Below are 26,940 nucleotides of genomic sequence, written 5' to 3' on the forward strand. Positions count from 1 at the left end.
GGAGTCGAGACGACATGCCATTTTCGTGCGCACCCGAAGAGATGCTGGAAGAACTTGTGGGCCACGAGACGGTCGTGGGGCGTCCGAATCTGTCGTTGATCGAGGCGGTGGCGGATTGGCTGGAGGGTCACGGCATATCCTGCCGTATCCTGGTTGGGCCGGAGGGCGACCGGGCCAACCTTTTCGCCACGATCGGGGATGCAGATCGGCCAGGCTATGTTCTGTCGGGCCATGTGGACGTGGTGCCGGCGGGCGAGCCGGAGTGGCAGGGCGATCCGTTCCGCCTGCGCAGGCGGGACGACCGGCTGATCGGGCGGGGCGCGTGCGACATGAAGGGGTTCGTTGCCGCGGTCCTGGCGGCGGCGCCCGGGTTGGCCGAGATGAGGCCCGCCGTTCCGATCCACATCGCGCTGTCCTATGACGAGGAGGCGGGATGCAAGGGCGTGCCGCACATGATCGCGGCGATGCCGGAGCTGTGTGCGCCGCCGCTGGGCTGCATCGTGGGCGAACCCACGGGGCTGGTGCCGGTGCTGGCGCACAAGGGCAAGGCCGCGCTGCGCCTGCGGGCGGCGGGCGTGGCCGGTCACAGCTCGCGACCCGACCTTGGGGCGAACGCGATTCATGCGTTGTTGCCGGTGCTGCTCGCGGCCCGGGCGCAGGCGCAAGCGCTGGAGGCCGAGGGGCCGCGGGACGACCGCTTTGCGCCGCCGTGGTCCAGCCTGCAGATCGGCACGGTGGCGGGTGGCCAGGCGCTCAACATCATCCCCGAGCGGGCGGAGGCGGAGATCGAGGCACGCGCCATCGCTGGTGTCGAGCCCCGGTCGCTGCTGGCGCCGGTGATCGATGCGGCGGAGAAGGCGGGTGTCGCGACCGAGTGGTTGTCCAGCTACCCGCCGCTGGCGCTGGACGCGGGCGACCCGCTGGCCACGCTGGTGGCCGAGATGTCGGGCAAAGCGCCCATCGCGGCCGTCAGTTTCGGGACCGAGGCGGGGCTTTTCCAGCAGGCTGGCATGCCCGCGATCATCTGCGGACCCGGCGACATCGCGCGGGCGCACCGGCCCGAGGAATACCTGACACGGTCCGAGTTGCACGCCTGCCATGCGATGATTCTGGGTCTGGGCCAGCGCTGTGCCGCCTAGGGCGGCATTTCCTGCGGCGCGAGACACCGGGTGCGACAGAAAACTGCCGGACGCATTTCGCATCAGGCGAAACATGCCGATCCGTGCGGCCTAGCATCCAGAAAAATCAGCAAGAGTGAGTTCATGTCCGAGGCACCCGTGCAGACGCAGCCCGCAGAGAAACTGGAAATCCGTCCGCTTGGGCCAGAACACGTGGACGGCGCGCTGGCGCTGTCCCGCCAGGTTGGCTGGCCGCACCGGAAAGAGGACTGGGACCTTGCCCTGGCCGTTTCGGAGGGGGTTGTCGCGACCGAGGGCGACAGGGTGACGGGAACCGCCTGTTGCAGCCGCTTCGGTTCCGTCGCGTTGATCAACATGATCATCGTCGACGAGGCGATGCGCGGGCGTGGCCTTGGCCGGCGTCTGATGGAGGCAGCGATGGCGCTAGGCGCAGGCGACGAGATGCGTCTGGTGGCGACGCGCGAGGGACTGCCCCTGTACGAGAAGCTGGGATTCACGGCGACGCACCAGATTCTGCAGCATCAGGGCATCGCCCGAGCCGCCGCACCGCAGCTTGTCGTGCGCGACGGCAGCCTGTCCGACATCGGCCGCCTTGCGGAACTGGATCGCGGGGCGTGCGGGCTGGAACGGCAGGCTCTGCTGGAGCGGATCGCGGCGCAGGGGCAGGTGCTTCTGGCGGAGGACGGCTTTGCGCTGTTGCGGGAGTTCGGACGCGGGCACGTGGTCGGGCCGGTGGTGGCGAAGGACGCGGCCGTGGCGCGCGCCCTGATCGCCGAAGCGGCAAGCCGGACAGAGGGCCGTTTCCTGCGTATCGACCTGCCCGAGGCGGCTGGACTTTCGGAATTCGTCACCGCGCTGGGGCTGGAACACGTGGGCGGAGGAACCGCGATGGTTCGCACGCCCGCGCCCGCAACGCCCTCGGACTACACGACTTATGCGCTTGTATCCCAAGCCCTTGGATAATCGGAGATAAACATGCTCGCAAATTCGCTTGTTGAACTTGACCGCCGGCACCTGGTGCACCCGCTTTCCTCTTTTCGCGGACATGAGGCGCGCGGCGTGCGCGTCATGCGGTCCGCGCAAGGGGCGCGGGTGACCGATAACGAGGGGCATGAACTGATCGACGGGTTCGCTGGACTGTGGTGTGTCAATGCAGGCTACGGCCAGGAAAGCGTTGTCGAGGCCGCCGCGGCGCAGATGCGGGAACTGCCCTATGCCACAGGGTATTTCAATCTGGGCGCGGAGGCGCCGATCCGGCTGGCGGCGGAACTGGCCGAGCGGGCGCCGGGCGATCTGGACCACGTCTATTTCAGCCTGGGCGGGTCGGACGCGGTGGACAGTGCCGTGCGGTTCATCCGCTACTACTGGCATGCGCAAGGTAAGCCCGAGCGGGATCAGTTCATCTCGGTCGCGCAGGGGTTTCACGGCTCGACCTCGGCGGGCGCGGGTCTGACGGCGCTGCCGGTCTTTCACGAGGGGTTCGGTGTGCCCTATGACTGGCAGCACAAGATCCCGTCGCATTATGCCTATCGCAATCCGGTTGGGTCGGACGAGGCCGGGATCATCGCCGCCTCGACCGCGGCCCTGCGTGCCAAGGCCGAGGAACTTGGCCCCGAGCGCGTCGCCGCGTTTTTCGTCGAGCCGATCCAAGGATCGGGCGGCGTTCTGGTGCCGCCCAAGGGATGGATCAAGGCAATGCGCGAGGTGTGCACCGAGCTTGGCATCCTGTTCGTGGCCGATGAGGTGATTACCGGGTTCGGCCGGACCGGGCCGCTGTTCGCCAGCGAAGAGGAAGGGATCGTGCCCGACCTGATGACGGTCGCCAAGGGCCTGACCTCGGGTTACGCCCCGATGGGGGCCGTGTTCATGCGCGACCACGTCTACCAGACGATCGCCGAAGGCGCGGGCCAGAAGCTGATCGGGCACGGGTTTACCTATTCGGGGCACCCGGTCTCCGCGGCGGTGGGCCTGGAGGTCCTGAAACTCTACGAAGGCGGGCTGCTGGAAAACGGCCGCCGGCAAGGCGCACGGCTGCAGGCCGGGCTGGCCGGGCTTTCGGACCACCCCCTGGTGGGGGATGTGCGGGGACGCGGAATGCTGGCGGCGGTTGAGCTTGTCACCGACAAGGACAAAAAGACGCCGCTGCCCGCAGCTGCGCTGGAGGGTGGTACGCGGCTGTTCGACCGCGCTTACGATAACGGCTTGATCGTACGGGCTTTTGCCCAGGGCATCCTGGGTTTTGCCCCGCCGCTGTGTTGCACCGATGCCGAGATCGACCAGATCATCGAGCGCACGCGCCGGGTGCTGGACCTGACGCTGGAAGATCCCGAGATCCGCGAGGTGATGCGCGCATGACCCTGCTGTTGATCGGACCATCCGAACGGGGGCGGGTCTGGCGCCAGATCTTCGATGAGGCCGGGGAGCCGATGGTATTCGGCGAGGACGCGGTGGACGATCCGAAGGCGGTCTCACACCTGGCCTGCTGGAACCCGCCCGATGATCTTGGGCGCTATCCCAACCTGAAGACCGTGATCAGCGTCGGTGCCGGGGTCGACCAGATGCCGCCCATGCCGCAAGGAGTCGCCCTCGTGCGCACGCTGGCGCCCAGCGTCGACGAGATGGTTCGCGACTGGGTCCTGATGGCCACCCTGATGCTGTACCGCGACATGCCGCGCTATCTTGCGCAGGCGGCGGAGGGCGAATGGCTTGCCCATCCGCCGCAACAGGCCATTGCCGGCCGGGTGGGGATCATGGGCCTGGGCCGGATCGGACGCGCGGTCGCGGAGGTCGCGGCGGCGCTGGGTTTCGAGGTTGCGGGCTGGAGCCGGTCGGGCGCGCCCGTCGCCGGCGTCGATGTTTACGGGCCGGATGATCTGGAGCCATTCCTGGCGCGGACCGACCTGTTGATCTGCCTGCTGCCGTTGACCGATGAGACGCGAGGGCTGTTGTCCTCGCGCGTCTTCGCAATGCTGCCCCGGGGGGCTGCGCTGGTTCATGTGGGACGCGGCGCACAGCTGGACATGGAGGCGATGCGTGCTGCGCTGGACGACGGACACCTCAAGGCCGCGATGCTGGACGTGACGGAGCCCGAGCCCCTGCCGAAGGACCATTGGGCCTGGCAGGATCCGCGGGTCATCGTCACGCCGCATATCGGCGGGCAGACGGATTCGGAAGAAGGGGCGCGTCACGCCCTGGCTGTCATTCGCGCCAGCCGGACGGGCGATGATCTGCCGGGTCTCGTACACGGAAAAAAGGGGTACTGACGCAAGAAAATGCCCCGGCATTTCGCACCGCGCAACCGGGCAAAACGAAAGAATCTGCCGCTTCGCACGCAACTTTCGATCCCACACCGCCTGCTGACGCGGCGAGTATCAATGAAGGAAAGGCGCCTTCTACGCAGGTAACGCGGTGGCAGGCAACGAAAAGGTTCATATGGCACAGATGACAGCGACAAAACCCTTGACCACCTTCAGCTACGTGAGTTTCGACGTGGTCGGCACGCTGATCGATTTCGAAGCCGCGATCACCGGGGCGATTGACAGCGTCGCGGTGGAGGCGGGTGTCGACCTCGACCTGGAGAAGGTGCTGGCGTTCTACGGCGCACTGCGCAGCGAGCCCGAGGCGGGACTTTTCCCGGATGACCTGGCACGGTGCTATGGCAGTATCGCCGCCGAGTTCGGGTTGCCGGACACACCCGAATTGCGCACACGCATCGTCGAGGCGGTCGGGGATGCCGACCCTTTCCCCGACAGTGCCGAGGCGCTGGCGCGGCTGGGCGAACGCTACCGGCTGATTGCCATGACCAACGCCCGCCGGTGGGCTTTCGAACGCTACGACGCCAAGCTGGGTCATCCCTTCTGGGCCAGTTTCACGACCGATGACACGGGCACCGAGAAGCCGGACCCGGCCTTCTTTCACAAGGTTTTCGCCCATGTCGAGGCGACAGGCGGAGCGCAGGGCGAGATTCTGCACGCGGCGCAAAGCCAGTATCACGACATCGGAATCTCGCGGCAGCTTGGCATGACGAATGCCTGGATCGAGCGTCGCCACGGGCAGGCCGGGTTCGGCGGCACCATCAAACCCGAGGCCGTTACCGAACCCGATTACCATTTCAAATCGCTTGCGGAACTGGCCGATGCGGCCGACCGCGCCGCCGGGACCTGAGCCCGGCACCCAGTCGCGAACCGGCCGCCAGAGCCGGACGTGGCCAAACCTGAACCAGAAACCGACTTAGCAACAGGGAAGACAAGACATGACCCACAAGAAACCCAACAACTGGACCGGGCGCGACGACGCCATGGTCGAGGATGCTATTCGCCGCGGGGCCTCGCGCCGTGATCTGCTGAAGATGCTCATGGGCTCCGGTATCGCCCTTGGCGCCGGGAGCAGCCTGCTGATGAGTGCAAGCCGCGCCGTGGCCGAGACGCCCAAGAGCGGGGGTCACCTCAAGGCCGCTGGCTGGTCCGCCTCGACCGCTGACACGCTTGACCCCGCGAAGGCGTCGCTGTCGACCGACTACACCCGCTGCTGCGCGATCTACAACCGCCTGACCTTCCTGAACGAGGCGGGCGAAGTCGAGATGGAACTGGCCGAAGCTGTCGAGTCCGAAGACGCACAGACCTGGAACGTCAAGCTGAGACCGAACGTCACCTTCCACGATGGCAAGACGCTGAGCTCTGCCGATGTGGTGTTCACGCTGAAGCGCCACCTGGATCCCGATGTCGGCTCGAAGGTGAACTCGATCGCGTCGCAGATGGCCGAGATTTCTGCGGTGGACGATCTGAACGTCAAGATCGTTCTGTCGGAACCCAACGCCGACCTGCCCACCATCCTGTCGCTGCACCACTTCATGATCGTGGCCGATGGCACCACGGATTTCGCCAAGGGCAACGGCACCGGCGCATTCAAGGTCGAGGAGTTCGAGCCGGGCGTCCGGTCGATCCTGGTGAAGAACCCGGATTACTTCAAGGAAAGCGGACCCTACCTGGACAGCTTTGAATACTTCGCCATTCCCGACAACAATGCCCGTGTCAACGCGCTCTTGTCCGGGGACATCCACCTGGCCGCGGCGGTCAACGCGCGGTCGCTGCGGATGATGGAAGGCCAGCCGAACGTCGAGACGATGATCAGCACCTCCGGCAACTATACCAACCTCAACATCCGCCTGGACCTGGAGCCGGGTGCGAAGGCCGGGTTCATCGAGGGAATGAAGCACCTCGTGCGCCGGGAGCAGATCCAGAAATCGGTCCTGCGCGGCCTTGCCGAGATCGGCAATGACCAGCCGGTTTCGCCGGCAAACCGCTATCACAACAGCGAATTGGCGCCGAAGGCCTATGATCCCGAGAAGGCCAAGGCATTGTTCGAGAAGGCCGGTCTGATGGGCCAGACGATCCCGATCATCGCGTCGGACGCCGCCAACGCGTCGATCGACATGGCGACCGTGGTGCAACAGGCCGGTGCCGAAATCGGCATGACCTTTGACGTGCAGCGGGTGCCGTCGGATGGCTACTGGTCCAACTACTGGCTGAAGTCGCCTGTCCATTTCGGCAACATCAACCCGCGGCCGACGCCGGACATCCTGTTCTCGCTTCTGTATCATTCCGAGGCGCCGTGGAACGAAAGCCAGTACAAGTCCGAGAAGTTCGACAGCATGCTGGTCGAGGCGCGCGGAATGCTGGACGAGACCAAGCGGACCGACATGTACTGGGAGATGCAGGAGATGGTCGCCAACGAGGCCGGCACGATCATCCCGACCTACATCTCGAACGTGGACGGCATGGCCAAGGAAGTGAAGGGCATGCGTCCGAACCCGCTTGGCGGGCAGATGGGCTATGCCTTTGCAGAGTACGTCTGGCTGGACGCCTGAGGCCCCGGCTGAACCAAACGCCCGCGCGTGGTATCATGCGCGGGCCACTTTCATTCCTGACACGCGAGGCGCCTCATGCTCCGCTCGACCACAACATGGATCCTTGTCGGCAAACGGCTGGGTATCGCGTTCCTGACGCTGATCATCGTGTCCTTCGCGGTGTTCTTCGCGACCGAAATGCTGCCGGGTGACGTGGCGCAGATCCTGCTGGGGCAGGCGGCGACCCCCGAGGCGGTGGCCGGCCTGCGCGATGCGATGGGCCTGAACGAACCGGCATTGCAGCGCTTCCTGGGCTGGTTGGCGGGCCTTGCCACGGGCGACATGGGGCGCTCTTACGTCAATGGCATCGACGTGGCCGAACTGTTGGGCGGACGCTTGCAGAATTCCCTGCGGCTGGCCGGGATCGTGACCGCGATCTGCGTGCCGGTGGCGCTGACCCTGGGGATCGTCGCCGCGATGTACCGCGGCTCGTGGCTGGACCGGGCGGTCTCTGTCGCTACGATCTCGGTCATCTCGGTGCCCGAATTCATGGTGGCGACGCTGGCCGTTCTGGTCTTTGCCGTCTGGCTCGGCTGGCTGCCGGCACTGAGCTATGGCGTCAACGTGGACAGCATCGGCGCGATGTTGCGGGCCTATGCGATGCCGGTGATCACCCTGAGTTTCGTCGTGTCGGCGCAGATGATCCGCATGACCCGCGCTGCCGTGATCGAGACGATCGAGACGCCCTATGTCGAGATGGCGCTGCTGAAAGGCGCCTCGCGGCAGCGCATGGTTCTGGTTCACGCCCTGCCGAACGCGCTGGGTCCCATTGCCAACGCGGTGGCGCTGTCGCTTTCGTATCTCGTGGGTGGGGTGATCATCGTCGAGACCGTCTTCAACTATCCCGGGGTCGCCAAGCTGATGGTGGATGCCGTCTCGACCCGGGACCTGCCACTGATCCAGTCCTGCGCGATGGTCTTCTGCGTCAGCTACCTGACGCTGATCACGCTGGCGGACATGGTCGCAATCCTCTCGAACCCAAGGCTACGCCAGTGATGACGACAACCAACGGCTCTTCCCGCAAATTCCGCCTGCCGACGCCCGGAAACATGGGCTACAGCTTTGGCTGGGTGGGCAGGATCGGCGCCGCGATTATCCTGTTCTGGGCGATCGTCGCGCTGGTCGGCAACTGGGTCACCCCCTATCCGGTGGGCGAGATCGTCGACTGGGACTATTTCAGCGGCGTCAGCGCGGCGCATTGGATGGGCACGGATTACCTGGGCCGGGACATCTTCTCGCGGGTCCTGATGGGCGCACGCTACACGGTGGGGATCGCCCTGGCTGCGGTGACGCTGGCCTGTTCGATCGGGGTCATCCTGGGGATGATCGCGGCGGTCATCGGGGGCTGGTTCGACACGCTGCTGTCGCGGCTGCTGGATGCGTTCAACGGCATCCCCTCGCTGCTTTTCGGCCTTGTCGTCGTAGCTGCCGTGGGCTCCTCGATCCCGGTTCTGATCCTGACATTGGCGGCCATCTACATGCCCGGCTCGTACCGCTTCGCGCGGGCGCTGGCGGTCAATATCAACACGATGGATTTCGTCACCGTGGCGCGCGCGAGGGGTGAGGGCACGCCCTACATGATCGCGCGCGAGATCTTTCCCAACATCCTGGGGCCCGTGCTTGCGGACCTGGGCTTGCGGTTCGTCTTTATCGTTCTGGTCCTGTCGGGACTGTCGTTCCTGGGGCTCGGCGTGCAGCCGCCCTATGCGGACTGGGGCGCACTGGTGCGCGAGAATATCGAGGGGCTGAGCCTTGGGGCACCGGCGGTGATCTTTCCCTGCATCGCCATCGCGTCGCTGACCATCTCGGTGAACATGTTCATCGACAACCTTCCCACCAAGATCAGAGACAGGGCAGACTGATGACAGATACACCACTTGTTTCCGTCCGCGACCTGCACATCGGCGCGGTGACCGACTCGGGCCGCAACGTCGAGATCATTCGCGGCGTGGATTTCGACATTGCGCCGGGCGAGATGCTGGCGCTGATCGGCGAATCCGGGTCGGGCAAGACGACCATTGCGCTGTCGCTCATGGGCCATACGCGCCGGGGCTGCGACATCAAGGGCGGCACGATCCGGGTGGGCGAGCATGACATCACCGGAATGAGCGAACGCAAACGGGCACGGCTGCGTGGCTCGGACGTCTCGTATGTTCCGCAATCGGCGGCGGCGGCGTTCAACCCCTCGAAAAGGATCATGGACCAGGTGGTCGAGGCCACGCGCATTCACGACCTGATGCCGCTGGACAAGGCGCGCGAACGTGCGCGGTCGCTCTTTCGAGCGCTTGCACTGCCCGATCCCGACACGATCGGTGATCGGTATCCGCACCAGGTGTCGGGCGGGCAGCTTCAGCGCCTGTCGGCGGCCATGGCCTTGATCGGTGATCCGCAACTCGTGATCTTCGACGAACCTACGACGGCACTGGATGTCACCACGCAGATCGAGGTCTTGCGCGCGTTCAAGCGGGTGATGGAAGACGGGGGGATGGCCGGTGTCTATGTGAGCCACGATCTGGCCGTCGTGGCGCAGATCGCGGACCGGATCGTGGTGCTGAAGAACGGCGAGATCCAGGAGCAGGGCACGTCCGAGCAGATCCTGAACGCGCCGAAACATCCCTACACCAAGGAATTGCTCGCGGCTTTCGACCCGGTGCCGCACGAGGCCGTCGCCCAGGTCGAACCCGAGAAGGAGACGCCGATCCTGGAGGTTCGGAACCTTTGCGCGGGCTACGGCCCGATGAAGGATGGTGAGCCTCTGGCCAAGGTGATGAAAGACGTGAATTTCGAGCTGTATCGCGGCCGGAACCTTGGCGTGATCGGCGAATCGGGCTCTGGCAAGTCGACACTGGCGCGGGCCGTCGCCGGAATTCTGCCGGCCTATCGCGGCGAGGTGCTGCTGGACGGGAAGGTACTGAACCCGTCTCTGGCCAAGCGCAGCAAGCAGGAATTGCGCCGTGCCCAGATCGTCTTTCAGCTGGCCGATACGGCGCTGAACCCGGCGCATTCGGTGGGTGCGATCATCGCGCGGCCCTTGAAGTTCTACAAGGGACTGCGCGGAGAGGCCTCCGAGAAGCGCGTAATAGAATTGCTGAACATGGTGCACCTTCCGCCCGCCTTGCGGCATCGTTTGCCGTCCGAACTGTCGGGCGGGCAGAAGCAGCGTGTGAACCTCGCGCGTGCGCTGGCGGCCGAGCCGGAACTGATCCTGTGTGACGAGATCACCTCGGCGCTGGATACGGTCGTGGCCGCCGCGATTCTGGAACTGCTGAAGGAACTGCAACAGGAGCTGGGCCTCAGCTACATGTTCATCAGCCACGATCTGTCGACAGTCGAGGCGATCTGCGACGACGTTCTGGTGATGTACAAAGGCGAGGTCGTCGAGGCGCTGCCGGCGGCGCGCATGTCCGACGAGGCCACGCATCCCTATTCGCGTCTTCTGGTCTCTTCGGTGCCGCAACTGGATACCGGGTGGCTTGCCGGGCTGGAGCACGACCCGGAACTGCTGGCGGCATTCTCGGACCGATAGCGCGGGCGCGGCGTGTCACTGGGTGTCGGCAAAGAGCCGGGTCAGTGGCAGCTGCCGCTTGACGAATGGGGTCTTCATCACGACGAAGCTGAAATAGCGGTCGATGACCTCGCTGCGGTCGATGAGGTCCTCGATGATCTCCTGATAGTCGCTGATACCGGACGTGACGAACTTTGCCAGATAGTCGTATCCACCCGAAATCAGGTGGCATTCGACACAGTTGTCGATCTTTTCAAGGGCTTCCTGGAAGCGGGCGAAATCTATCTGCCGATGGTTCTTCAGCGTGAATTCCGTAAAGACGGTCAGCGTCTCGCCCAGCTTGGCCACGTTGATCAGCGCCGAATAGCCGGTGATGTAGCCAGATTTCTGCAACTTCTTCACGCGGGTCAGGCAGGGCGAGGGCGACAAGTGGACGAGATCGGCCAATTCGACATTCGTGATCCGGCCGTTGCGCTGCAACTCGGCCAGTATCCTGACGTCGATGCGGTCCAGCTTTTGCGAATTGCTCATCAGTCCTGTCCTTGCATGAAACGGCGCCCCACGCCATGCCGTGGTTTGCCCGCCCACGAGCCCCGGCAAATACGCAACGATCTGCCGGTCAAATTCCCATATGCGGCACAAAGCACCGAAACTCTACAGCTAGGTTTCGAGAAACACATGGAATAATCATGCCTGCACCTTTGCTTGATATCGAAACGCACAGCGAAATTCCGGAGCACGCCGATTGCGTGGTCATCGGCGGCGGGATCGTCGGCGTCAGCGCCGCGTACTGGCTGGCCCGCGCAGGACAAAGCGTCGTCCTGCTGGAGAAGGGCCGGATCGGTGCCGAACAATCCAGCCGAAACTGGGGCTGGTGCCGCCAGCAGAACCGCGATGCGCGCGAGTTGCCGCTGTCGACCCGGAGCCTGAACCTCTGGGAGGAGATGAGCGCGGATATCGGCGCGGACCTGGGGTTTCGTCGCTGCGGGCTGTTGTACCTGTCCAACGACGCCGCCGAACTGGACGGCTGGGCGCGTTGGGGCCGGTTCGCCCGTGGTGAGGGTGTGGACACGCGGATGTTGAGCGCGGACGAGGCAACGGAGCGCGGCTCGGCCACCGGCAAAGGCTGGCAGGGCGGTGTCTGGTCGCCCAGTGACGGGGTTGCCGACCCCTCGCGGGCCGCACCGCTGATTGCGACGGGGATCATCCAGCACGGCGGCACTGTCGTGCAAGGATGCGCGGCACGCGGGCTGGAAACCGAAGGCGGCGCCGTCTCTGGGGTGATCACAGAGCGCGGGACGATCCGCACCCGGGTGGCGGTGATGGCCGGAGGGGCCTGGGCCGGCAGCTTCATGCATCGCCACGGCATAGGATTCCCGCAGGCCTCGGCGCGCAGCTCCATCCTGTCGGTGGCACCCGGCGCGACGGGCATTCCGGATGCGCTGCACACCGCCAAGGTGTCCGCCACGCGGCGCCGGGACGGCGCCTATACGCTGGCGGTCTCGGGGCTGGCCAATCTCGATCCGACGCCGGGGGCCATAGCCGGGGCGCGGCATTTTCTGCCCATGTTCGCCAGGCGCTGGCGGGTTCTGCGCCCCGGTGGCGCACAGGCGTGGCGCGCCGGTTTCGAGACGCGCAAGGCCTGGGCGTTCGACCGCGAGACGCCGATGGAGCACACCCGCATTCTGGATCCAAGACCCAGCAAGGCGCTGATCGAGCTGACGCTGAAGCGCGCCCGCGCGATGTTGCCCGGGCTGGCCGGGCTGCCGGTGCAGGCGCAATGGGCGGGTTATATCGACAGCACGCCCGACGGCGTGCCGGTCATCGACGCCGATATCGGCACGCCCGGGCTGGTGCTGGCCGCGGGCTTGTCGGGGCATGGCTTTGGTATCGGGCCAGGCGTCGGGCACCTGGTGGCGGACCTGGTTCTGGGGCGCACGCCGATCACCGAAACCCGGCAATATCGTCTTGCCCGTTTCGGCAAGGGGCAGTGGGGCAAGGTTGCCGAATTCTGATCTCATGCCGCAAATCGAGTGATGGAGAAATCTTCCAGCGGCGTCTCGCATTGCCCCGTCGCGATCAGTTCTGCCATGGCCGAGCCGACGCCTGGACCCAGCTGAAACCCGTGCCCGCAGAACCCGAAGGCGTGGAAGAGGCCCGGTGTCGTCCCCGAGGGCCCCATGACGGGCAGCGCGTCGGCCACGTAGCCTTCACAACCCGACCATTGACGTATGATGGCCACGTCCGCCAGCGCCGGAACCAGCTGGAGGACCGCCGCCACCTGGGCGGGCAGGCGGGCGGGATCGGGTCTTGCATACCCCGGCTCCTCCGCGACGCGCACGCGGTCGACGGCGCCGCCAAAGACGACGTTACCGCGCTCGACCTGGCGCAGATAGGCGCCGTGTGCCTGGGACCAGACGCCAACCACGGGCGCGATACGGTGCGGCAGAGGCTCGGTCACCGCCATCTGCGGGCCCCAGGTTTCCAGGGGCACATCCTCGCCAAAGCGTGCGGCGATGGCGCGGCCCCACGCGCCGGCACAATTCAGCAGGTGGGCGGCGTGAAACGTGCCCTTGGCGGTCTCGACCGTGAAGCCCGTGCCGGTCCTGCGGATGTCCGAGACCGGGGCTTCGTCGATCACCGACGCGCCCGCCCGTGCCGCCGCGTCCGCGAAGGCCGGGCCGATCAACCGGGGATTTGCGGATCCATCGCGCGGCGAGAACGAGGCCGCGATGGCGTCCGGGCCGATGCCGGGAAACCGGGCGTGCAGTTCCGCCGGGTCGAGTTCGTCAAGGACCAGGCCCTCGGCTTGGGCCGCCCGGGCGTAGCTGCGCATATCCTCCAGGCTGTCGGCGTCGAAAATCAGTCTGAGATGCCCGGTGGGCCGGAACTCCACGTCGCGACCGAGGAGTGTCTCAGCCTCGTTCCAGAGCGCCAGCGAGCGGGCGGCCAGGGGCAGTTGCGACAGGTGACGCCCACTGCGCCGGATGTTGCCGAAAGAGGCCACGGTCGCCCCGGCTCCGATCCGGCCGCGTTCGATCAGGGTGACGCGGACTCCGCGACGAGTCAGGAAATAGGCCGAGGCCGTTCCCATCAGACCGCCACCGAGAACGATTGCATCCATGCAGTACTGTCCTTTCGACACAGGAATTTGCGCAATGAGACGCTGCAAGGCCGCTTGTGTCAAAGACTGGATACGTGGCACGCTATAAGTCTCACCTATAGGATATAATGATGCGCGCACGTCAGCTTGAAGTCTTTACCGCCGTCATGCGGGCCGGAACCGTCACCGGAGCGGCGCGACTGCTCAACATATCTCAGCCCGCGTTGAGCCAGATCCTTATCCACACCGAGGCGCAACTGGGCTTCGACCTTTTCGACCGGGAGAAAGGCCGCTTGCGGCCGACGCCCGAAGCGTTCGAGATTTACCCCGAGGCCGAGCGCCTGTTTGCCGGGCTCGAAGGGTTGCGGCGCAAGACGTCGGATCTGCGGCTGGGCCGGGCGGGCCTGGTGCGCATCGCCGCGTCGCCGCCGCCGGGAATGTCGCTGCTGCCTCGGGCGCTTCGGGCGTTTCGCGCGGATCACCCCGAGGTGGTGTTGCGGACCCACGTGGCGCCGCTGGCGGCGATGGTGGATCTGTTGCGCACGGGAGATGCGTCGATGGCGCTTGCGCTGGATGACGACCTGCCGCCTGACATCACGGTCGAACATATCGGCACGACGCATTTCTGCTGCCTGCTACCCGAAGATCATGCTCTCGCGGAAGCAGAGGCGCTCGACTACAGCGACCTGAAGGACGAGACGATCATCTCGTATCGCAGCCAGACCCGACCGCATGACGAGCTGGACATGGCCATGCGCAGACGCGGCGAGACCTTTGCGCCTCAGATCGAGATCGACAGTTCGATCTCGGCGGCGGGGTTCGTGCGCGCCGGGCTGGGCGTGGCGCTGGTCGATGCGCTATTGCCCTGGGCACAGTTTCCCGGCGTCGTGCCGAGACCGCTGAGCAACACGCCGAGCTTGCCTGTCTCGCTCCTGGTGGCGCGTGACAGGAGCCTTTCCCGCGCCGAGGAGGCGATGCGCAAGCTGCTCCACGCGACACCCTTGAACGAACCATAAGCCCTCCTTATGCGCCGCCGCGCGATCGGTCTTGGACGGCGTGCGGCTTATCTGGTCCTGTCATGGCAAATCAGGGAAAGGACCAGGCAAGATGGATGGCACTCGCGCCCCGGCGGACTGGAAGGTCGGCGTCGATATTGGCGGCACCTTCATGGATTTCTGCGCGCTGGACACGACCAGCGGACGCATAGCGTCGCTCAAGGTACTGACCACGCCCGATGATCCGGGGGCCGAACTTCTGACTGGCCTCGACCTTCTGGCCGAGCGCGAGGGGCTCGACCCTGCCTGCGTGACGCGGTTCGTGCACGGGACGACGGTGGGCATCAACACCATCCTTCAGCGCAAGGGCGCAAAGCTGGCGCTGATCACGAACGAGGGTTTCGAGGACGTCATCGAACTGGCGCGGCTTGCCATGCCCGACATGTACTCGCTGTTCTGTCACAGGGCAGAGCCGCTGGTGCCGCGCGACCGAGTGTTCGGTATTCCGGTGCGGCTGCGGGCTGATGGCAGCGAACCGCTGGCGCCGACGCCCGAAGCGGTGCGGCAGGCGGTTGCGCAAGCCCGCGGTGTCGGTACCGAAGGGATCGTGGTGTCGTTCCTTCACAGCTGGCGCAACGGGGCGCAGGAAGCGGCGGTGAAAGGCATGATCGAGGCCGAGGCGCCGGACCTTTTTGTCTTTACCTCGTCCGAGGTCTGGCCGGTCATCCGGGAATACGAGCGCAGTTCCACGGCGATCCTGAACGGCTATGTCCACCCACGCGTGTCGGGTTACCTGGCGGCGCTGGAAGAAAGACTGGCGGGGCGCGAGGTGCCGGCGAAGGCGTTGCTGACCAAGTCGAACGGCGGGTTGATGAGCGCCTTCGAGGGGCGCCGCGACTGTGTCTCGATGCTCCTGTCGGGCACGGCCTCGGGAGTGATGGGCGCGGCTTGGCTGGCGCGACAAGCGGGGGCATCGAGGATCCTGACATTGGACATCGGCGGGACGTCGGCGGATTTTGCGCTGATAGTGGACGGAGAGGTCCAGTACGGCTCGGACGAGAAAATTGGCGACTTCCCGCTGCATATCCCGTCGGTCTCGGTGAGTTCCATCGCCATCGGCGGTGGCTCCATCGCCAGTGTCGACAGCCAGGGCGTGCTGCGTGTCGGGCCGGAATCCGCCGGGTCGACCCCGGGGCCTGCATGCTATGGGCGCGGCGGCACCGCACCTACCGTGACGGATGCGATGGCCGTCTGCGGGTGGTTGGGGCAGGTTGAAATGGCCTATGGCCAGTTGAATATCGACCGCGACCTTGCCCGCGCGGCGGTTGCGCGTCTTGCAGGGCCGGTGGGTCGCAGCGTGGAAGAAACCGCTCAAGCCATCCTCGACATCGCGGTGTCGGAACTGTTCGTCGAGGTCGAGAAGCTGGGCTCTCGGGCCGGGGTGGACCTCCGGGATTTCACGCTGATGCCGTTTGGCGGTGGCGGGCCGATGCTGGGTGCGATTCTTGCACGTGAGCTGGGCATGGCGCGGGTGCTGGCGCCACGACGGCCAGGGGTGGTGTCCGCACTGGGCGGCCTCGTGGCAGACATGCGGGGCGATTTCCTGCAGACCGTCTTTACCGGGCTTGATACCGGCGCCGTGCCTCAACTGCGCGCCGCGTTCGAAGCGCTGCGGCGCGACGGGCAGGCGTGGCTCGCGGCGCAAGGACACGATGGCCCGGCGCAGGTTCGGCTGTCGGCGGACATGCGCTATGCCGGGCAGAGCTATGAGATCGAGACGGCGCTGGAGCCTGACTGGCTGACCGATCCGGCACGCATCGCCGGGGCGTTTCATGAGGCGCACCGCCAGATCTATGATTTCGAGGACAGAAATGGCGCAATCGAGATTGTGAACCTGCGGCTTTCGACCATCGGCATCACGCCCAAGCCCGACATGACCGAAGAGGCTGCCACGGACGCGGCGCCCGCGCTGCCCGCGCGGCACGTACAGGTGCATCTGCACGGCGCCCGCGACATTCCTCTGTTCATGCGGACCGACCTTGTGCCGGGGGCGGCGTTCCACGGTCCGGCCGTGGTCTGCCAGGAGGACACTACGCTGGCAATCCCCGATGGCGCCGCGGCGCATGTCGACCGGCATCTCAATATACACCTTGAATTCGCGGAGTGACCCCATGACCGACAAGATGACCCTTCGGGTTCTGGCAAATCACGCTCGCGCCGCGGCCGAGAACATGGCCTTTACCTTGCACCGCACAGCGCATTCGGCCTTCGTCAAGGAGACGCAGGATTTCACCGTCATGATCATGGACCGCCTGGGCGATACCTTTGCCGTGCCGATGGAACTGGGGGCGACGTGGTATCCCGGGCTGACCTACGGGCGGGCCATCGACATGATCGACGACTACCGTCCCGGCGACGTGGCCTTTACCAACGATCCCTATTCCGGGCACGTGGCGACCCACGCACCGGACACGCACCTGTGGAAGCCTGTCTTTTGCGACGACGAGATCGTGGCCTGGACCGGCGGCCATATCCACAACACCGACATGGGCGGCGCTGTGCCTGCGTCACTGTCGCGGTCGCTGACCGAGATCCACCAGGAAGGGGTACGTTTCCCGCCCATGAAACTGGTGAACGAAGGTGTTTTCGATGCGCAAATCCTGCGGATCATGGAGACCAACGTGCGCAAGCCGGGCCTGAATATCGGCGACATCAAAGCGCTGGTGGGCGCGCTCAACACCGGCGAGCGCAAGGTTCATGCGATGCTGGGTCGCTTCGGGCGGGACGGATTTCTGTCAGGCGTCGCGGCGCTCAAGGATCAGGCGGAAGCGCAGGCGCGCGAGATTCTGGAGGCGATCCCCGACGGTGAGTATTCATTCGCCGATTACGCCGACGAGGACAGCGATTTCGCCAATCCCTGCCGTCTGAACCTGACCCTGCGCATCCGTGGCGACACCGCGGAGCTGGATTTTACCGGATCGGACCCGCAACTGGGCTCGTCGCTGAACGTGCCGTCGGGGGGCGACCCGCGGCACACGATCCTGATGGTGGGGGTCTACTATGTGCTTTACACTCTCAATCCGCAGCTGTTGCTGAATACCGGCATCACGCGGCCATTCACCTGCATCGCGCCCGAGGGGACCGTGCTGAATCCCGTCGCACCGGCGGCGGTGGGGATGCGGTCGCTGACCTGTGCGCGGCTGCGCTCGGTCATTTTCGGTGCATTCAGCCAGGCGGTGCCCGAGCGGATGCCCGCCGCGCCCGCGGGCAACAACTGCATCGTCAACGTCATGACCCATGACGAGCGCAGCGGACAGAAGATCATCGCGGCGGTGAACCCCGTGGTGGGCGGCGGCGGTGGGATGCCCGACCGTGACGGCACCAACGGGTCGGGTGCCGATGCGGCCTATCTGCGCAACACGCCGATCGAGATCACCGAGACCGAGGTGCCGGTGGAATTCGTGAAATACGGTCTGGCGCAGGATACCGGCGGGGCAGGGCGCTGGCGCGGCGGGCTGGCCACGGAAATGGCGTTCCGCGTCTTTGCGCCCGACACGCGTATCACGGCGCGCAACCGCGACCGTTCGCGTTTCCGTCCCTGGGGCGTTCTGGGCGGGCGCGCGGCGGGGCTGGCCGAGATGGTGGTCAATCCCGGCAGGCCCGATGCCCGCCGGATGGGCAGCGCCGACACCGCAATCCTGCAGCCGGGCGACGTGCTGTCGCTGCGGTCGGCCGGCGGCGGTGGTCGCGGCGACCCGATGGAGCGCGAAGCCTGGCGTGTCGCCCTGGACGTGCGGCGCGGGCATGTATCCGAAGAGGCTGCCCGAAGCGAGTATGGCGTGGTGATCGTCGCCGGAGAGGTCGACGAGCAGGCGACGACCGGGCTGCGCGCCGCGTCCCGTGCGCATGAGGGGCATTTCCATTTCGGTCCCGAGCGCGAGGCGTTTGAAGCGCAATGGACGGCCCCGGCCTATGCGCGCCTGACCGATATCCTGATGGCGCTGCCCGTGCATTGGCGCTTTTTCGTCAAGACGGAGATATTCCGCAGGATGGACGGACGCGCCGGCGCCGAAGGTGTCAGTGCCGCGTTCGAGGAGACCTGCGTTCGTTTTCCGGATATCCCGCACTTGCAGGCCACTGTCGAGGCCGCGGAATGAGCCAGGCCGGTCCGACGGAAACAGGGCGTCTGCAACGGTTGGCGGAAGCGGATCGTCCCGTTCTGGCCTTCACGTTCGGAGAACGTACGCTTTTCGGTTTGCAAGGCGACACGGTGCTGACGGCGATCCTGGCGTCGGCGTCCTCGCTGCGGGATGCGGAATTCGGACCGGAACGGCGTGCGGGGTTCTGCCTGATGGGCGCGTGCCAGGATTGCTGGCTCTGGCAAGAGAACGGCCCGCGATTGCGCGCCTGTTCGACATTGCTGCAAGAGGGGATGCGGTTGCACCCGGCCCCGCCCGACCGCTGGCCCGGACCATGACCCGCGTTCTGATTGTTGGGGCGGGGCCTGCGGGCATCCGCGCGGCGGAAACGCTCGTCGCCGCCGGTCTGTGCCCGGTTGTCGTGGACGAGGGGGCACGCGCTGGCGGCCAGATCTATCGTCGCCCCCCCGAAGGCTTCCTGCGCCCGCCGCGAACGCTCTACGGATCCGAGGCCGGGAAAGCCATGAATTTACACGAGACATTCGATGCGCTCGTGCGTGACCGGCAGATCGATTATCACCCTCGGTGCAGTGTCCTGGGTCTGCAGGACGGGAGCGCTCAGGTTCTCTCTCCTGACGGTGTCCTGTCGCTGCCATACGATTGCCTGCTGCTCGCGCCCGGTGCGACCGATCGGCTGGCGCCGGTGCCGGGATGGCAGATGGCGGGTGTCTATACGCTGGGGGCCGCGCAGATAGCGCTGAAGTCCCAGGGCGTGGCGCTCGGACGGCGGATCGTGCTGGCGGGCTCCGGGCCACTTTTGACGCTGGTGGCCTCGCAGCTGATTGGCGCGGGCGCGACGGTGGCTGCGGTGCTGGACACCGCGCCATGGCGTGCCCAGGTTCGAGGCGGTATCGGTATGACGCTGGCCCGGCCGGGGGTCACGCTGCGAGGTCTGCGGCTGCGAGCCGGGCTGGGCCGGCGGTACTCGGCCGGTGTCAACCTGACGGGGATCGAGGGCGATGGGAACGGCCCTGCCGCGATCACCTGGCGGGACGCGGGCGGCCGCCATCATCGCACGGCCTGCGATACCGTGGCGCTTGGGTGGCACCTGCGCGCCGAGACGGCGCTGGCCGATCTGGCGGGGGCAGAGTTCGCGTGGTCCGATACATGGGCGCAGTGGCTGCCCCGGACGGACATGGCGGGACGAGTCCAGGACGGGCTGTACCTGGCGGGGGACGGGATGCATCTTTTGGGAGCCGACGGGGCGGAGATCGCCGGGCGGCTGGCCGCGCGTGCCTGCCTTGCCGATCTGGGGCATCCCGTGGACGCGGCGGAGCAGGATGGCGATATTCGAAGGATGCGGCGCATGGCCCGTTTCGCCAAGGCGGTCGCCTCCGCGTTTCCCTGGCCTGCGGAGATGGTCCGGGCCGTGCCGGACGATGCGGTCCTTTGCCGCTGCGAAGGGATTACCGCGGGCGAGCTGCGCCGGAGCCTGAGCCTGTCCGGAACGGAGGCGAACCGGGCCAAGTCGCTCAGCCGTGTCGGCATGGGGCGCTGCCAGGGCCGGTACTGTCAGATTGCGGGGGCCGAGGTGATGGCGGCGCAGGCAGGGTGCGATCCGGCCTCCGTGGGCCGTCTGCGGTCACAGCCGCCCGTGCGTCCTGCGCCGCTTGGCCTGTTGGCCACACGCGCCGACTCGCGCGAATGAGCGACACAATCTTCTGCGTCCCATGATGGCGTTGGCGGCGAAAAATGCCGCCATCCGAACGCTTTCGGCAAGTGTTGCCAATCCGATCAAGTCAGACTGTGGACAACCAACGAGAGGTGACCATGACACTTGCCTTCGATCCCGCGGAGCTGACGCTGCCCCGCGGGCATTACATCGGTGGACGCTATGTGCCCGCCCGCGACCAAATCACAGTGACGGCCCCGTCGAACGGTGCCACGCTAGGCGCAGTGCCCCAAGCCGACATGGCGGTGGTGGACCGCGCGGTCGAGGCCGCGCGCACGGCCCTGCGCACATCCGGCTGGGGGCGTGCGGCCCCGCGCGAACGGTTGCGCGCGCTGCATCGGTGGGCCGACCTGATGGAAGAGGAGGCCCCCGTACTGGCCCGGCTGGAAGCGGTCTGTTCAAGCCGCCCCGTGGCCGACACGGTGGCCGGGGACATCCCCGTGACCGCCGAGCAGATCCGGTTCTTCGCCGAGTTCGCCGACAAGGAATGCGACGCGCTGGCGCCCACGGCAGAGGGAAGCCTGGGTATGATCACCTCGGAGCCGCATGGCGTGGTGGGTGCCATCACGCCGTGGAATTTCCCGATCTCGATGGCGGGATGGAAACTGGGACCTGCGCTTGCCGCCGGCAATGCAGTGGTTCTCAAGCCGTCCGAGATGACGCCCTGGTCTGCGCTTTACATGGCCGAGCTTTCAGTGCGTGCCAGTCTGCCCGAAGGGCTGGTCAACGTCATTCTCGGCGACGGTCCCGAAACCGGCGCAGCGATCACGGGGCATCCCGGAATCGACAAGATCTCCTTTACCGGCTCTACCCGCGCCGGTGCCGCGATCATGGAAAACGTCGCCCGTTGCCGGATCAAGCCGATGACGCTGGAGCTGGGCGGCAAGAGTCCGATGATCGTTTTCGAGGATGCCGATCTCGACCTTGCGGCAGACTGCCTGGAGCGTGGCATATTGCCCAACGCGGGCCAGTTCTGCGTGGCCGGGTCGCGGATGATCGTGGCCCGCAGCATCGCCGACGAGCTGGCCGGGCGCCTGACCGAAAGGTTCAGCCGGCATGAGCCCGCGGCCACCTGGGACGCACAATCCGGCTTTTGCCCGATCATCTCGGAGGCGCAGCTTGGCCGTATAGACAGCCTTGTACGCGCCGCGTGCGAGCATGGGGCCGAGGCGCTGTGCGGTGCTGCGCGGTTCGACCGTGAGGGCAGCTATTACCGGCCCACGCTGCTGGCGGGGCCGTCGCCGGACAATCCGGCCGTCACCGAAGAAATCTTCGGCCCCGTCGCCACCTTCCAGACGTTCGAGACCGAGGAAGAAGCCATCGCCATGGCGGCGCATCCGACATACGGTCTGTGTTCCGGCATCTTCACCCGCGACCTGGCACGCGCGTTGCGCGTTGCGGGCCGGATCGAGGCGGGGACGGTCTGGATCAACCGCTATGGCCGGTCGCGCGACCACATCCTGCCCACCGGCGGATGGAAGGCCAGCGGGCTGGGCAAGGACCTGGGCCGCGAAGCCTATACCGCCAACCGCCGCACGAAATCCGTGCTGGCGACTATCTGAACGAGTAAGACAAAGGAATTTCCATGAGCGAGCACCAGATTGCCTTGATCCCCGGCGACGGGATCGGAGTTGACGTGACGGAGGCGGCCATGAAGGTGATGCACGCCGTCGCCGAAATGGAGAATTTCACGCTGCGCACCGGGACCTTCCCATGGTCCTGCGCCCATTACCACGAGACGGGCGCTATGATGCCGGAGGACGGGATCGAAACGCTGCGCGGCTTCGACGCGATCTTTCTGGGGGCGGTCGGCTGGCCCGAGACGGTGCCGGACGCGGTTTCGCTGCACGGTCTGCTGCTTCCGATCCGCAAGGCGTTCGATCAATATGCCAATATCCGCCCGCATCGTCTGTTGCCGGGCGTGGAAGGCCCGTTGAAATCCGACGCCTTCGATATCCTGTGCATCCGCGAGAACACCGAAGGCGAATATGCCGGGGCGGGCGGGCGCGTGCACCCGGGGCGCGACAACGAGGTGGCCGTGCAGACCTCGGTCTTCACGCGGCAGGGGGTGGAGCGCATCCTGCGCTTTGGCTTCGAGCAGGCGCAAGCACGGCGCGGGCACCTGACCTCGGTCACCAAGTCGAACGCACAGCAGTATTCCATGGTTTTCTGGGATGACATGACGCGTGCGGTTGCGACCGATTATCCCGATGTCACGGTCAGCCATGTGCATATCGACGCAATGGCGGCCAAGATGGTGATGAACCCAGAGGATCTTGACGTGATCGTGGCGTCCAACCTGTTCGGCGACATCCTGACGGATCTGGGCGCGGCCATCCAGGGCGGGCTTGGGTTTGCCGCGTCGGCCAATATCTGTCCCGATCGATCCGCGCCTTCGATGTTCGAGCCGGTGCACGGCTCGGCCCCGGATATCGCGGGCAAGGGGATTGCAAACCCCATTGCGGCCATCTGGTCGGGGGCGATGATGCTGCGCCATCTGGGCGAAGACGGTGCCGCCGATCGGGTGGAAGAGGCCATATCCGCGACGACGGCTCAGGGCATCGGCATTCGCCCCGGCAACCACGGTACGGACGATATTACCAATGCGGTGATTGCCGCGATGAAAGGTTGAACGATGAAGCTTTCCGACCCCGATCTTTTTCGCCAGGCCGCGCTGATCGACGGTGAGTGGATTGCGCGCCCTGACATGGAGGTTGCCAACCCCGCGACCGGCGCGGTCATGGGCACCATGCCCGACACGACGGCCGACGAGACAGAGCGCGCCATCCAGGCCGCCGAGGGGGCGATGCGGGATTGGCGGGCGCGGACCCATGCCGCGCGTGCCGATATCCTGATGCGGTGGCACGACCTGGTGCTGGAGCATACCGAGGATCTGGCGCAAATCCTGACCGCCGAGCAGGGAAAGCCGCTGGCCGAGTCGCGGGGAGAGGTTGCCTATGGCGCGTCGTTCATCCGCTGGTTCGCCGAAGAAGCGCGTCGCATTGACGGGTCGATCATCCCGTCGCCGGTACAGGGCAAGAAAATCCTCGCAATGAAGGAGCCGGTGGGTGTCTGCGCGATCATAACACCTTGGAACTTCCCCATCGCCATGATCACCCGCAAGGTCGCGCCCGGTCTGGCTGCGGGGTGCACCATGGTGGTCAAACCGTCTGATTTCACGCCTTACTCGGCCCTCGCGCTGGCCGTTCTGGCGGAGCGGGCCGGTCTGCCGAAGGGGGTGATGAACGTTCTGACCGGGCGGCCCGAGGTCATTGGCAAGACGCTGACAGCCTCGCCGGTGGTGCGGAAACTGTCCTTTACCGGCTCGACGCGCGTGGGCGCGCTTCTGGCCGAGCAATGCGCCCCCACGCTCAAGAAGCTCTCGCTGGAGTTGGGCGGCAACGCACCTTTCATAGTGTTCGACGACGCCGATCTCGACGCGGCGGTCGAAGGGGCGATGCTGTCGAAATTCCGCAATGGCGGGCAGACCTGCGTTTGCGCGAACCGTATTCTCGTGCAGGCGGGGATACACGACGCGTTCGTGGCGGCGCTGTCAGAGCGGGTGAACGCCCTCAAGGTCGGGCCGGGGGACGCGGAAGGCAGCGACATCGGGCCGATGATCAATCAGGCCGCGATCCAGAAGATCACCGCTCATGTCGAGGACGCCCTGTCGAAGGGCGCGCGGCGCAGTACCGAAATGCGCGAACTGGCAACGCAATATGCCGATCCGATGGTGCTGACCGACGCCACGCCTGACATGCAGCTTGCCGGGGAAGAGACCTTTGGCCCCGTGGCGCCGATCTTCAGGTTCGAGACTGAAGACGAGGCGCTGGCGCTTGCCAACGGGACACCCTTCGGATTGGCGGCCTATTTCTACACGCGCGATCTGGCCCGCGCGTTCCGCGTGGGCGAGGCGCTGGAATTCGGCATCGTTGCGCTGAATACCGGGGTGGTCAGCCATGCCGAGAGCCCGTTCGGCGGGGTCAAGGCATCGGGGCTTGGCCGCGAAGGGGCGCGGGAAGGCATCGAGGAATATCTCGAGACCAAGGCGTTTCACGTGGGCGGACTTGCGGTGTCCTGAGGGACCGGCAGTGCTCCACGGGGTGAATGGTTCTCGGCGCGGATTATCTAGGTTCGCATATTGCGTCGGGAAAGGCAGAGTTGGTCGGGTTGCAATCGATCAATCATTACGCGCGGGTCGATCAACCCAAAGCACTCTGCTCAAGGGGCTGGCATTCGTTCGACGATCTTGATGGGCGTCATGTCCGTGCAGCGTGAAAGCACGTTCTCGGAACGACACAGGATATCTGGGCATTCCCTCAGCGTGCTGGGCTGCGTGCCGTTCTGAATTGCAATCCGCACCTGCCTGTGAAATGGACCAACCTTAGGCAGCCAATCATCCGCTACCCAGAAAAATCAAATCTACTGGGGAATGGATTATGCGCACTGTCACGCCGTATGCGTCGGCTATTTTCATCATCGGAACCGGGAGCGCGTTTGCGCAAGCGCCCGAACCGTTCGTTCTGGGCACGATCTATATCGGGTCGGATGCCACCACCTCCATCGGGATCGACAACGAGGACCTGACGCGGACCACGCCGAAGGATCTGCAGGAGGTCTTCAAGTCCGAGCCGTCGGTATCGGTGGGTAGTTCGCTGCCGATCTCGCAAAAGATCTATGTAAACGGGGTCGAGGAGAACAACCTGAACGTCACCATCGACGGGGCGCGGCAGAACAACCGGATCTTTCACCACAGTGCGACGACCTATATCGACCCGGAATTGCTGAAGGCGGTACGGGTCGATCCCGGCGTGGCGCCGGCGGATGCGGGGCCGGGGGCGATGGCCGGCGCGATCGCGTTCGAGACGAAGGACGTGCAGGATCTCCTGGAGGAGGGGCGCACGTTCGGCGGACGCTTCATCACCGAGTACCAGAGCAACGGCGATGTCTTTACCAACAGCCTGGCGTTGTTCGGCGTGTCAGGGCGGTTCGAATACCTGGCCTTCGGGAAGTATGCCGATGGCGGCTTGCGCGAGGATGGCTCCGGCGTCGATATCACCGGGTCGGGCACGGGGCTGACCAGCGGGTTGGCCAAGGTGGCGTTCAACGCCGACAATGGCGGGCGGCTGGAGCTGGGGTACGAGATCGTGCGCGACGATGCGCGGCGACCGCTGCGGGCGGATTTCGCGGGTATACGCGGCGTTCTGGACACGAGGACCTATACGCTGGAGCGCCAGAACCTGGTGTTGTCCTACGAGTTCGGGAACACCACGGCGATGTGGAATCCGTCGGTGCAGATCGCCTACAATTCGACCGACCTGTACACAGGGCCGATGCCGGGCGCCACGGACGCCTATGCGGGCAAGACCACGAGTTTCACGGGCAAGATCCAGAACGAGTTTCAGGTGGCGAATGGCACTGTGAATGCGGGCCTCGATTTCTACAGCGACGTGGCGGATATCAATGGCGAGGGTACGGCCGTGTTCTTTGCCGAGGAGAAGGCCACGAATATCGGCCTCTTCGTGCAGGCGGAGCTGGACCTGACGGAGCGGTTCCGCCTGTCCACGGGCGCGCGCTATGATTTCCAGGAGTTCGAGGGCGTCGACGGCACGACCTATGACAATGACGGACTGTCGGCGAATATCGCCGGGGATTACGACGTGACCGATGCGATCACGGTCAGCGCCGGGGCCTCGCGCGTGTGGGGCGGTATCGCGTTGGCGGAAAGCTTCCTGTTCGACACCGCCTGGACCTATCCGGCGTCGATCGAGCCGGTGACCTCGGAGAACTACTACCTTGGCGCCAATTACCGGGTCGGGAACTGGGATTTCAACGCCAAGCTGTTCAAGACCGATATCGACAACGCGCGGACCCTGCTGGACCCGACAACGGGCCTGTTCAACGGCGGGCCGGCGCAGGTTTCGGACCTCGACACCGAAGGGTATGAGATCGGCGCGGCCTACACGTGGTCGAGCGGGTTCGCCCGCATCGCCTATGCCGATATCGACACCAAGATAAACGGAGGTCCCGCCGACAGCTACACCGGGCGGTACCTGACCACGCCCTTGGGCGACAACCTGGTGTTCGAGGTGGCCAATTCGTGGGACAGGCTGGGCCTGACGCTGGGCGCGGATGCGCAGATCGTGTTCGACAAGTCGGCGGCGAGCGCGCCCGGGGGCGAGATCGACGGGTTCGAGGTGGTCAACGCCTTTGCCGAGTATACGCCGCGCCGGATGGAGAACCTGACCGTGCGGGCGGAGATCGACAACATCTTTGACGAGACCTACACCGAGCGGGCGACCTATGGTCAGGAATTCGCGACGGTGACGCCGCTGCGGGAGCCGGGCCGGTCCTTCAACCTGCGGGCGACGCTGCGGTTCTGAACGGGGTGCTGACCGTGTGGGCGGGGTCCGCGCTAGGCG

The 26,940-nt window shown here is 65.7% G+C and carries 21 protein-coding genes; 19 read left to right on the forward strand and 2 right to left on the reverse strand.

The window, feature by feature from the left end; translation table 11 throughout:
* Positions 1 to 14: 14 nt before the first annotated feature.
* From argE to KUV49_RS07375, 9 genes are all read left to right on the forward strand, one after another.
* A complete protein-coding gene (gene argE / locus KUV49_RS07335; RefSeq protein WP_222449381.1) occupies positions 15 to 1,139 on the forward strand; it encodes an acetylornithine deacetylase in 1,125 nt (374 codons plus the stop codon).
* A gap of 123 nt (positions 1,140 to 1,262) precedes the next feature.
* The gene (locus tag KUV49_RS07340) at positions 1,263 to 2,102 is read left to right on the forward strand and encodes a GNAT family N-acetyltransferase (protein ID WP_222449382.1); all 840 of its coding nucleotides are present in this window, start codon (positions 1,263 to 1,265) and stop codon (positions 2,100 to 2,102) included.
* 12 nt (positions 2,103 to 2,114) lie between these two features.
* Positions 2,115 to 3,494, forward strand: coding sequence for an aspartate aminotransferase family protein (locus tag KUV49_RS07345; RefSeq protein ID WP_222449383.1), 1,380 nt, complete (start codon positions 2,115 to 2,117; stop codon positions 3,492 to 3,494).
* Positions 3,491 to 4,402 carry a 2-hydroxyacid dehydrogenase gene (locus KUV49_RS07350; protein WP_222449384.1) on the forward strand — a complete coding sequence of 304 codons (912 nt, stop codon included), beginning with the start codon at positions 3,491 to 3,493 and terminating at the stop codon, positions 4,400 to 4,402. Before KUV49_RS07345 ends, KUV49_RS07350 begins: the two co-directional genes overlap by 4 nt.
* Before the next feature lie 178 nt (positions 4,403 to 4,580).
* Positions 4,581 to 5,303, forward strand: a complete 723-nt coding sequence (locus KUV49_RS07355) for an HAD-IA family hydrolase (RefSeq protein WP_261391079.1) — start codon at positions 4,581 to 4,583, stop codon at positions 5,301 to 5,303.
* Positions 5,304 to 5,391: 88 nt separating this feature from the next.
* A complete protein-coding gene (locus tag KUV49_RS07360; protein ID WP_152496235.1) occupies positions 5,392 to 7,005 on the forward strand; it encodes an ABC transporter substrate-binding protein in 1,614 nt (537 codons plus the stop codon).
* 75 nt (positions 7,006 to 7,080) lie between these two features.
* On the forward strand, positions 7,081 to 8,040 hold the full coding sequence (locus KUV49_RS07365; RefSeq protein ID WP_222449386.1) for an ABC transporter permease: 960 nt from the start codon (positions 7,081 to 7,083) through the stop codon (positions 8,038 to 8,040).
* Positions 8,040 to 8,906, forward strand: coding sequence for an ABC transporter permease (locus KUV49_RS07370; protein WP_222449387.1), 867 nt, complete (start codon positions 8,040 to 8,042; stop codon positions 8,904 to 8,906). Before KUV49_RS07365 ends, KUV49_RS07370 begins: the two co-directional genes overlap by 1 nt.
* Positions 8,906 to 10,570: an ABC transporter ATP-binding protein gene (locus tag KUV49_RS07375; RefSeq protein WP_222449388.1), complete on the forward strand. Its 1,665-nt coding sequence runs from the start codon at positions 8,906 to 8,908 to the stop codon at positions 10,568 to 10,570. Before KUV49_RS07370 ends, KUV49_RS07375 begins: the two co-directional genes overlap by 1 nt.
* 15 nt (positions 10,571 to 10,585) lie before the next feature.
* On the opposite strand, the gene KUV49_RS07380 is transcribed toward KUV49_RS07375, so the two are convergent.
* On the reverse strand, positions 10,586 to 11,080 hold the full coding sequence (locus tag KUV49_RS07380; protein WP_152491629.1) for an Lrp/AsnC family transcriptional regulator: 495 nt from the start codon (positions 11,078 to 11,080) through the stop codon (positions 10,586 to 10,588).
* A 158-nt stretch (positions 11,081 to 11,238) separates the two neighbouring features.
* Here KUV49_RS07380 and KUV49_RS07385 point away from each other — a divergent pair, with 158 nt between their 5' ends.
* Entirely contained in the window at positions 11,239 to 12,564 is a 1,326-nt protein-coding gene (locus tag KUV49_RS07385; RefSeq protein ID WP_222449389.1) for an NAD(P)/FAD-dependent oxidoreductase, read from the forward strand.
* A gap of 2 nt (positions 12,565 to 12,566) precedes the next feature.
* Here KUV49_RS07385 and KUV49_RS07390 read toward each other — a convergent pair whose 3' ends face one another.
* A complete protein-coding gene (locus tag KUV49_RS07390; protein WP_222449390.1) occupies positions 12,567 to 13,673 on the reverse strand; it encodes an NAD(P)/FAD-dependent oxidoreductase in 1,107 nt (368 codons plus the stop codon).
* Between the two features lie 110 nt (positions 13,674 to 13,783).
* Between KUV49_RS07390 and KUV49_RS07395 the strand changes: the two genes are divergently transcribed.
* The 9 genes from KUV49_RS07395 to KUV49_RS07435 all read left to right on the forward strand — a co-directional run bounded on the left by KUV49_RS07395 (position 13,784) and on the right by KUV49_RS07435 (position 26,901).
* Positions 13,784 to 14,668, forward strand: coding sequence for a LysR family transcriptional regulator (locus KUV49_RS07395; RefSeq protein ID WP_261391080.1), 885 nt, complete (start codon positions 13,784 to 13,786; stop codon positions 14,666 to 14,668).
* A gap of 91 nt (positions 14,669 to 14,759) precedes the next feature.
* A complete protein-coding gene (locus KUV49_RS07400) occupies positions 14,760 to 16,814 on the forward strand; it encodes a hydantoinase/oxoprolinase family protein (RefSeq protein WP_222449392.1) in 2,055 nt (684 codons plus the stop codon).
* 4 nt (positions 16,815 to 16,818) lie between these two features.
* Positions 16,819 to 18,804, forward strand: a complete 1,986-nt coding sequence (locus KUV49_RS07405; protein WP_222449393.1) for a hydantoinase B/oxoprolinase family protein — start codon at positions 16,819 to 16,821, stop codon at positions 18,802 to 18,804.
* Positions 18,801 to 19,124: a (2Fe-2S)-binding protein gene (locus KUV49_RS07410; protein ID WP_222449394.1), complete on the forward strand. Its 324-nt coding sequence runs from the start codon at positions 18,801 to 18,803 to the stop codon at positions 19,122 to 19,124. The genes KUV49_RS07405 and KUV49_RS07410 overlap by 4 nt, the downstream gene beginning before the upstream one ends.
* Complete coding sequence (locus KUV49_RS07415; protein WP_222449395.1) at positions 19,121 to 20,494, forward strand: NAD(P)/FAD-dependent oxidoreductase; 1,374 nt, start codon at positions 19,121 to 19,123, stop codon at positions 20,492 to 20,494. The genes KUV49_RS07410 and KUV49_RS07415 overlap by 4 nt, the downstream gene beginning before the upstream one ends.
* 98 nt (positions 20,495 to 20,592) lie before the next feature.
* The gene (locus tag KUV49_RS07420; protein WP_315899481.1) at positions 20,593 to 22,080 is read left to right on the forward strand and encodes an aldehyde dehydrogenase family protein; all 1,488 of its coding nucleotides are present in this window, start codon (positions 20,593 to 20,595) and stop codon (positions 22,078 to 22,080) included.
* Between the two features lie 23 nt (positions 22,081 to 22,103).
* Positions 22,104 to 23,150, forward strand: a complete 1,047-nt coding sequence (locus KUV49_RS07425) for a tartrate dehydrogenase (protein WP_222449396.1) — start codon at positions 22,104 to 22,106, stop codon at positions 23,148 to 23,150.
* A gap of 3 nt (positions 23,151 to 23,153) precedes the next feature.
* On the forward strand, positions 23,154 to 24,599 hold the full coding sequence (locus KUV49_RS07430) for an NAD-dependent succinate-semialdehyde dehydrogenase (protein WP_222449397.1): 1,446 nt from the start codon (positions 23,154 to 23,156) through the stop codon (positions 24,597 to 24,599).
* Between the two features lie 358 nt (positions 24,600 to 24,957).
* Complete coding sequence (locus KUV49_RS07435) at positions 24,958 to 26,901, forward strand: TonB-dependent receptor domain-containing protein (RefSeq protein ID WP_222449398.1); 1,944 nt, start codon at positions 24,958 to 24,960, stop codon at positions 26,899 to 26,901.
* Positions 26,902 to 26,940: the final 39 nt, after the last annotated feature.

Origin of the sequence: Roseovarius atlanticus (genome assembly GCF_019802205.1) — a bacterium.
Classification (GTDB): Bacteria; Pseudomonadota; Alphaproteobacteria; order Rhodobacterales; family Rhodobacteraceae; genus Roseovarius; species Roseovarius atlanticus_A.

Coding starts and splice junctions, on each gene's coding strand:
- KUV49_RS07405 (WP_222449393.1), top strand. CDS start 16,819: ATGACCGACAAGATGACCCTTCGGGTTCTGGCAAATCACGCTCGCGCC.
- KUV49_RS07360 (WP_152496235.1), top strand. CDS start 5,392: ATGACCCACAAGAAACCCAACAACTGGACCGGGCGCGACGACGCCATG.
- argE (WP_222449381.1), top strand. CDS start 15: ATGCCATTTTCGTGCGCACCCGAAGAGATGCTGGAAGAACTTGTGGGC.
- KUV49_RS07395 (WP_261391080.1), top strand. CDS start 13,784: ATGCGCGCACGTCAGCTTGAAGTCTTTACCGCCGTCATGCGGGCCGGA.
- KUV49_RS07390 (WP_222449390.1), bottom strand. CDS start 13,673: ATGGATGCAATCGTTCTCGGTGGCGGTCTGATGGGAACGGCCTCGGCC.
- KUV49_RS07380 (WP_152491629.1), bottom strand. CDS start 11,080: ATGAGCAATTCGCAAAAGCTGGACCGCATCGACGTCAGGATACTGGCC.
- KUV49_RS07340 (WP_222449382.1), top strand. CDS start 1,263: ATGTCCGAGGCACCCGTGCAGACGCAGCCCGCAGAGAAACTGGAAATC.
- KUV49_RS07435 (WP_222449398.1), top strand. CDS start 24,958: ATGCGCACTGTCACGCCGTATGCGTCGGCTATTTTCATCATCGGAACC.
- KUV49_RS07410 (WP_222449394.1), top strand. CDS start 18,801: ATGAGCCAGGCCGGTCCGACGGAAACAGGGCGTCTGCAACGGTTGGCG.
- KUV49_RS07365 (WP_222449386.1), top strand. CDS start 7,081: ATGCTCCGCTCGACCACAACATGGATCCTTGTCGGCAAACGGCTGGGT.
- KUV49_RS07355 (WP_261391079.1), top strand. CDS start 4,581: ATGACAGCGACAAAACCCTTGACCACCTTCAGCTACGTGAGTTTCGAC.
- KUV49_RS07345 (WP_222449383.1), top strand. CDS start 2,115: ATGCTCGCAAATTCGCTTGTTGAACTTGACCGCCGGCACCTGGTGCAC.
- KUV49_RS07415 (WP_222449395.1), top strand. CDS start 19,121: ATGACCCGCGTTCTGATTGTTGGGGCGGGGCCTGCGGGCATCCGCGCG.
- KUV49_RS07425 (WP_222449396.1), top strand. CDS start 22,104: ATGAGCGAGCACCAGATTGCCTTGATCCCCGGCGACGGGATCGGAGTT.
- KUV49_RS07400 (WP_222449392.1), top strand. CDS start 14,760: ATGGATGGCACTCGCGCCCCGGCGGACTGGAAGGTCGGCGTCGATATT.
- KUV49_RS07430 (WP_222449397.1), top strand. CDS start 23,154: ATGAAGCTTTCCGACCCCGATCTTTTTCGCCAGGCCGCGCTGATCGAC.
- KUV49_RS07370 (WP_222449387.1), top strand. CDS start 8,040: ATGACGACAACCAACGGCTCTTCCCGCAAATTCCGCCTGCCGACGCCC.
- KUV49_RS07385 (WP_222449389.1), top strand. CDS start 11,239: ATGCCTGCACCTTTGCTTGATATCGAAACGCACAGCGAAATTCCGGAG.
- KUV49_RS07375 (WP_222449388.1), top strand. CDS start 8,906: ATGACAGATACACCACTTGTTTCCGTCCGCGACCTGCACATCGGCGCG.
- KUV49_RS07350 (WP_222449384.1), top strand. CDS start 3,491: ATGACCCTGCTGTTGATCGGACCATCCGAACGGGGGCGGGTCTGGCGC.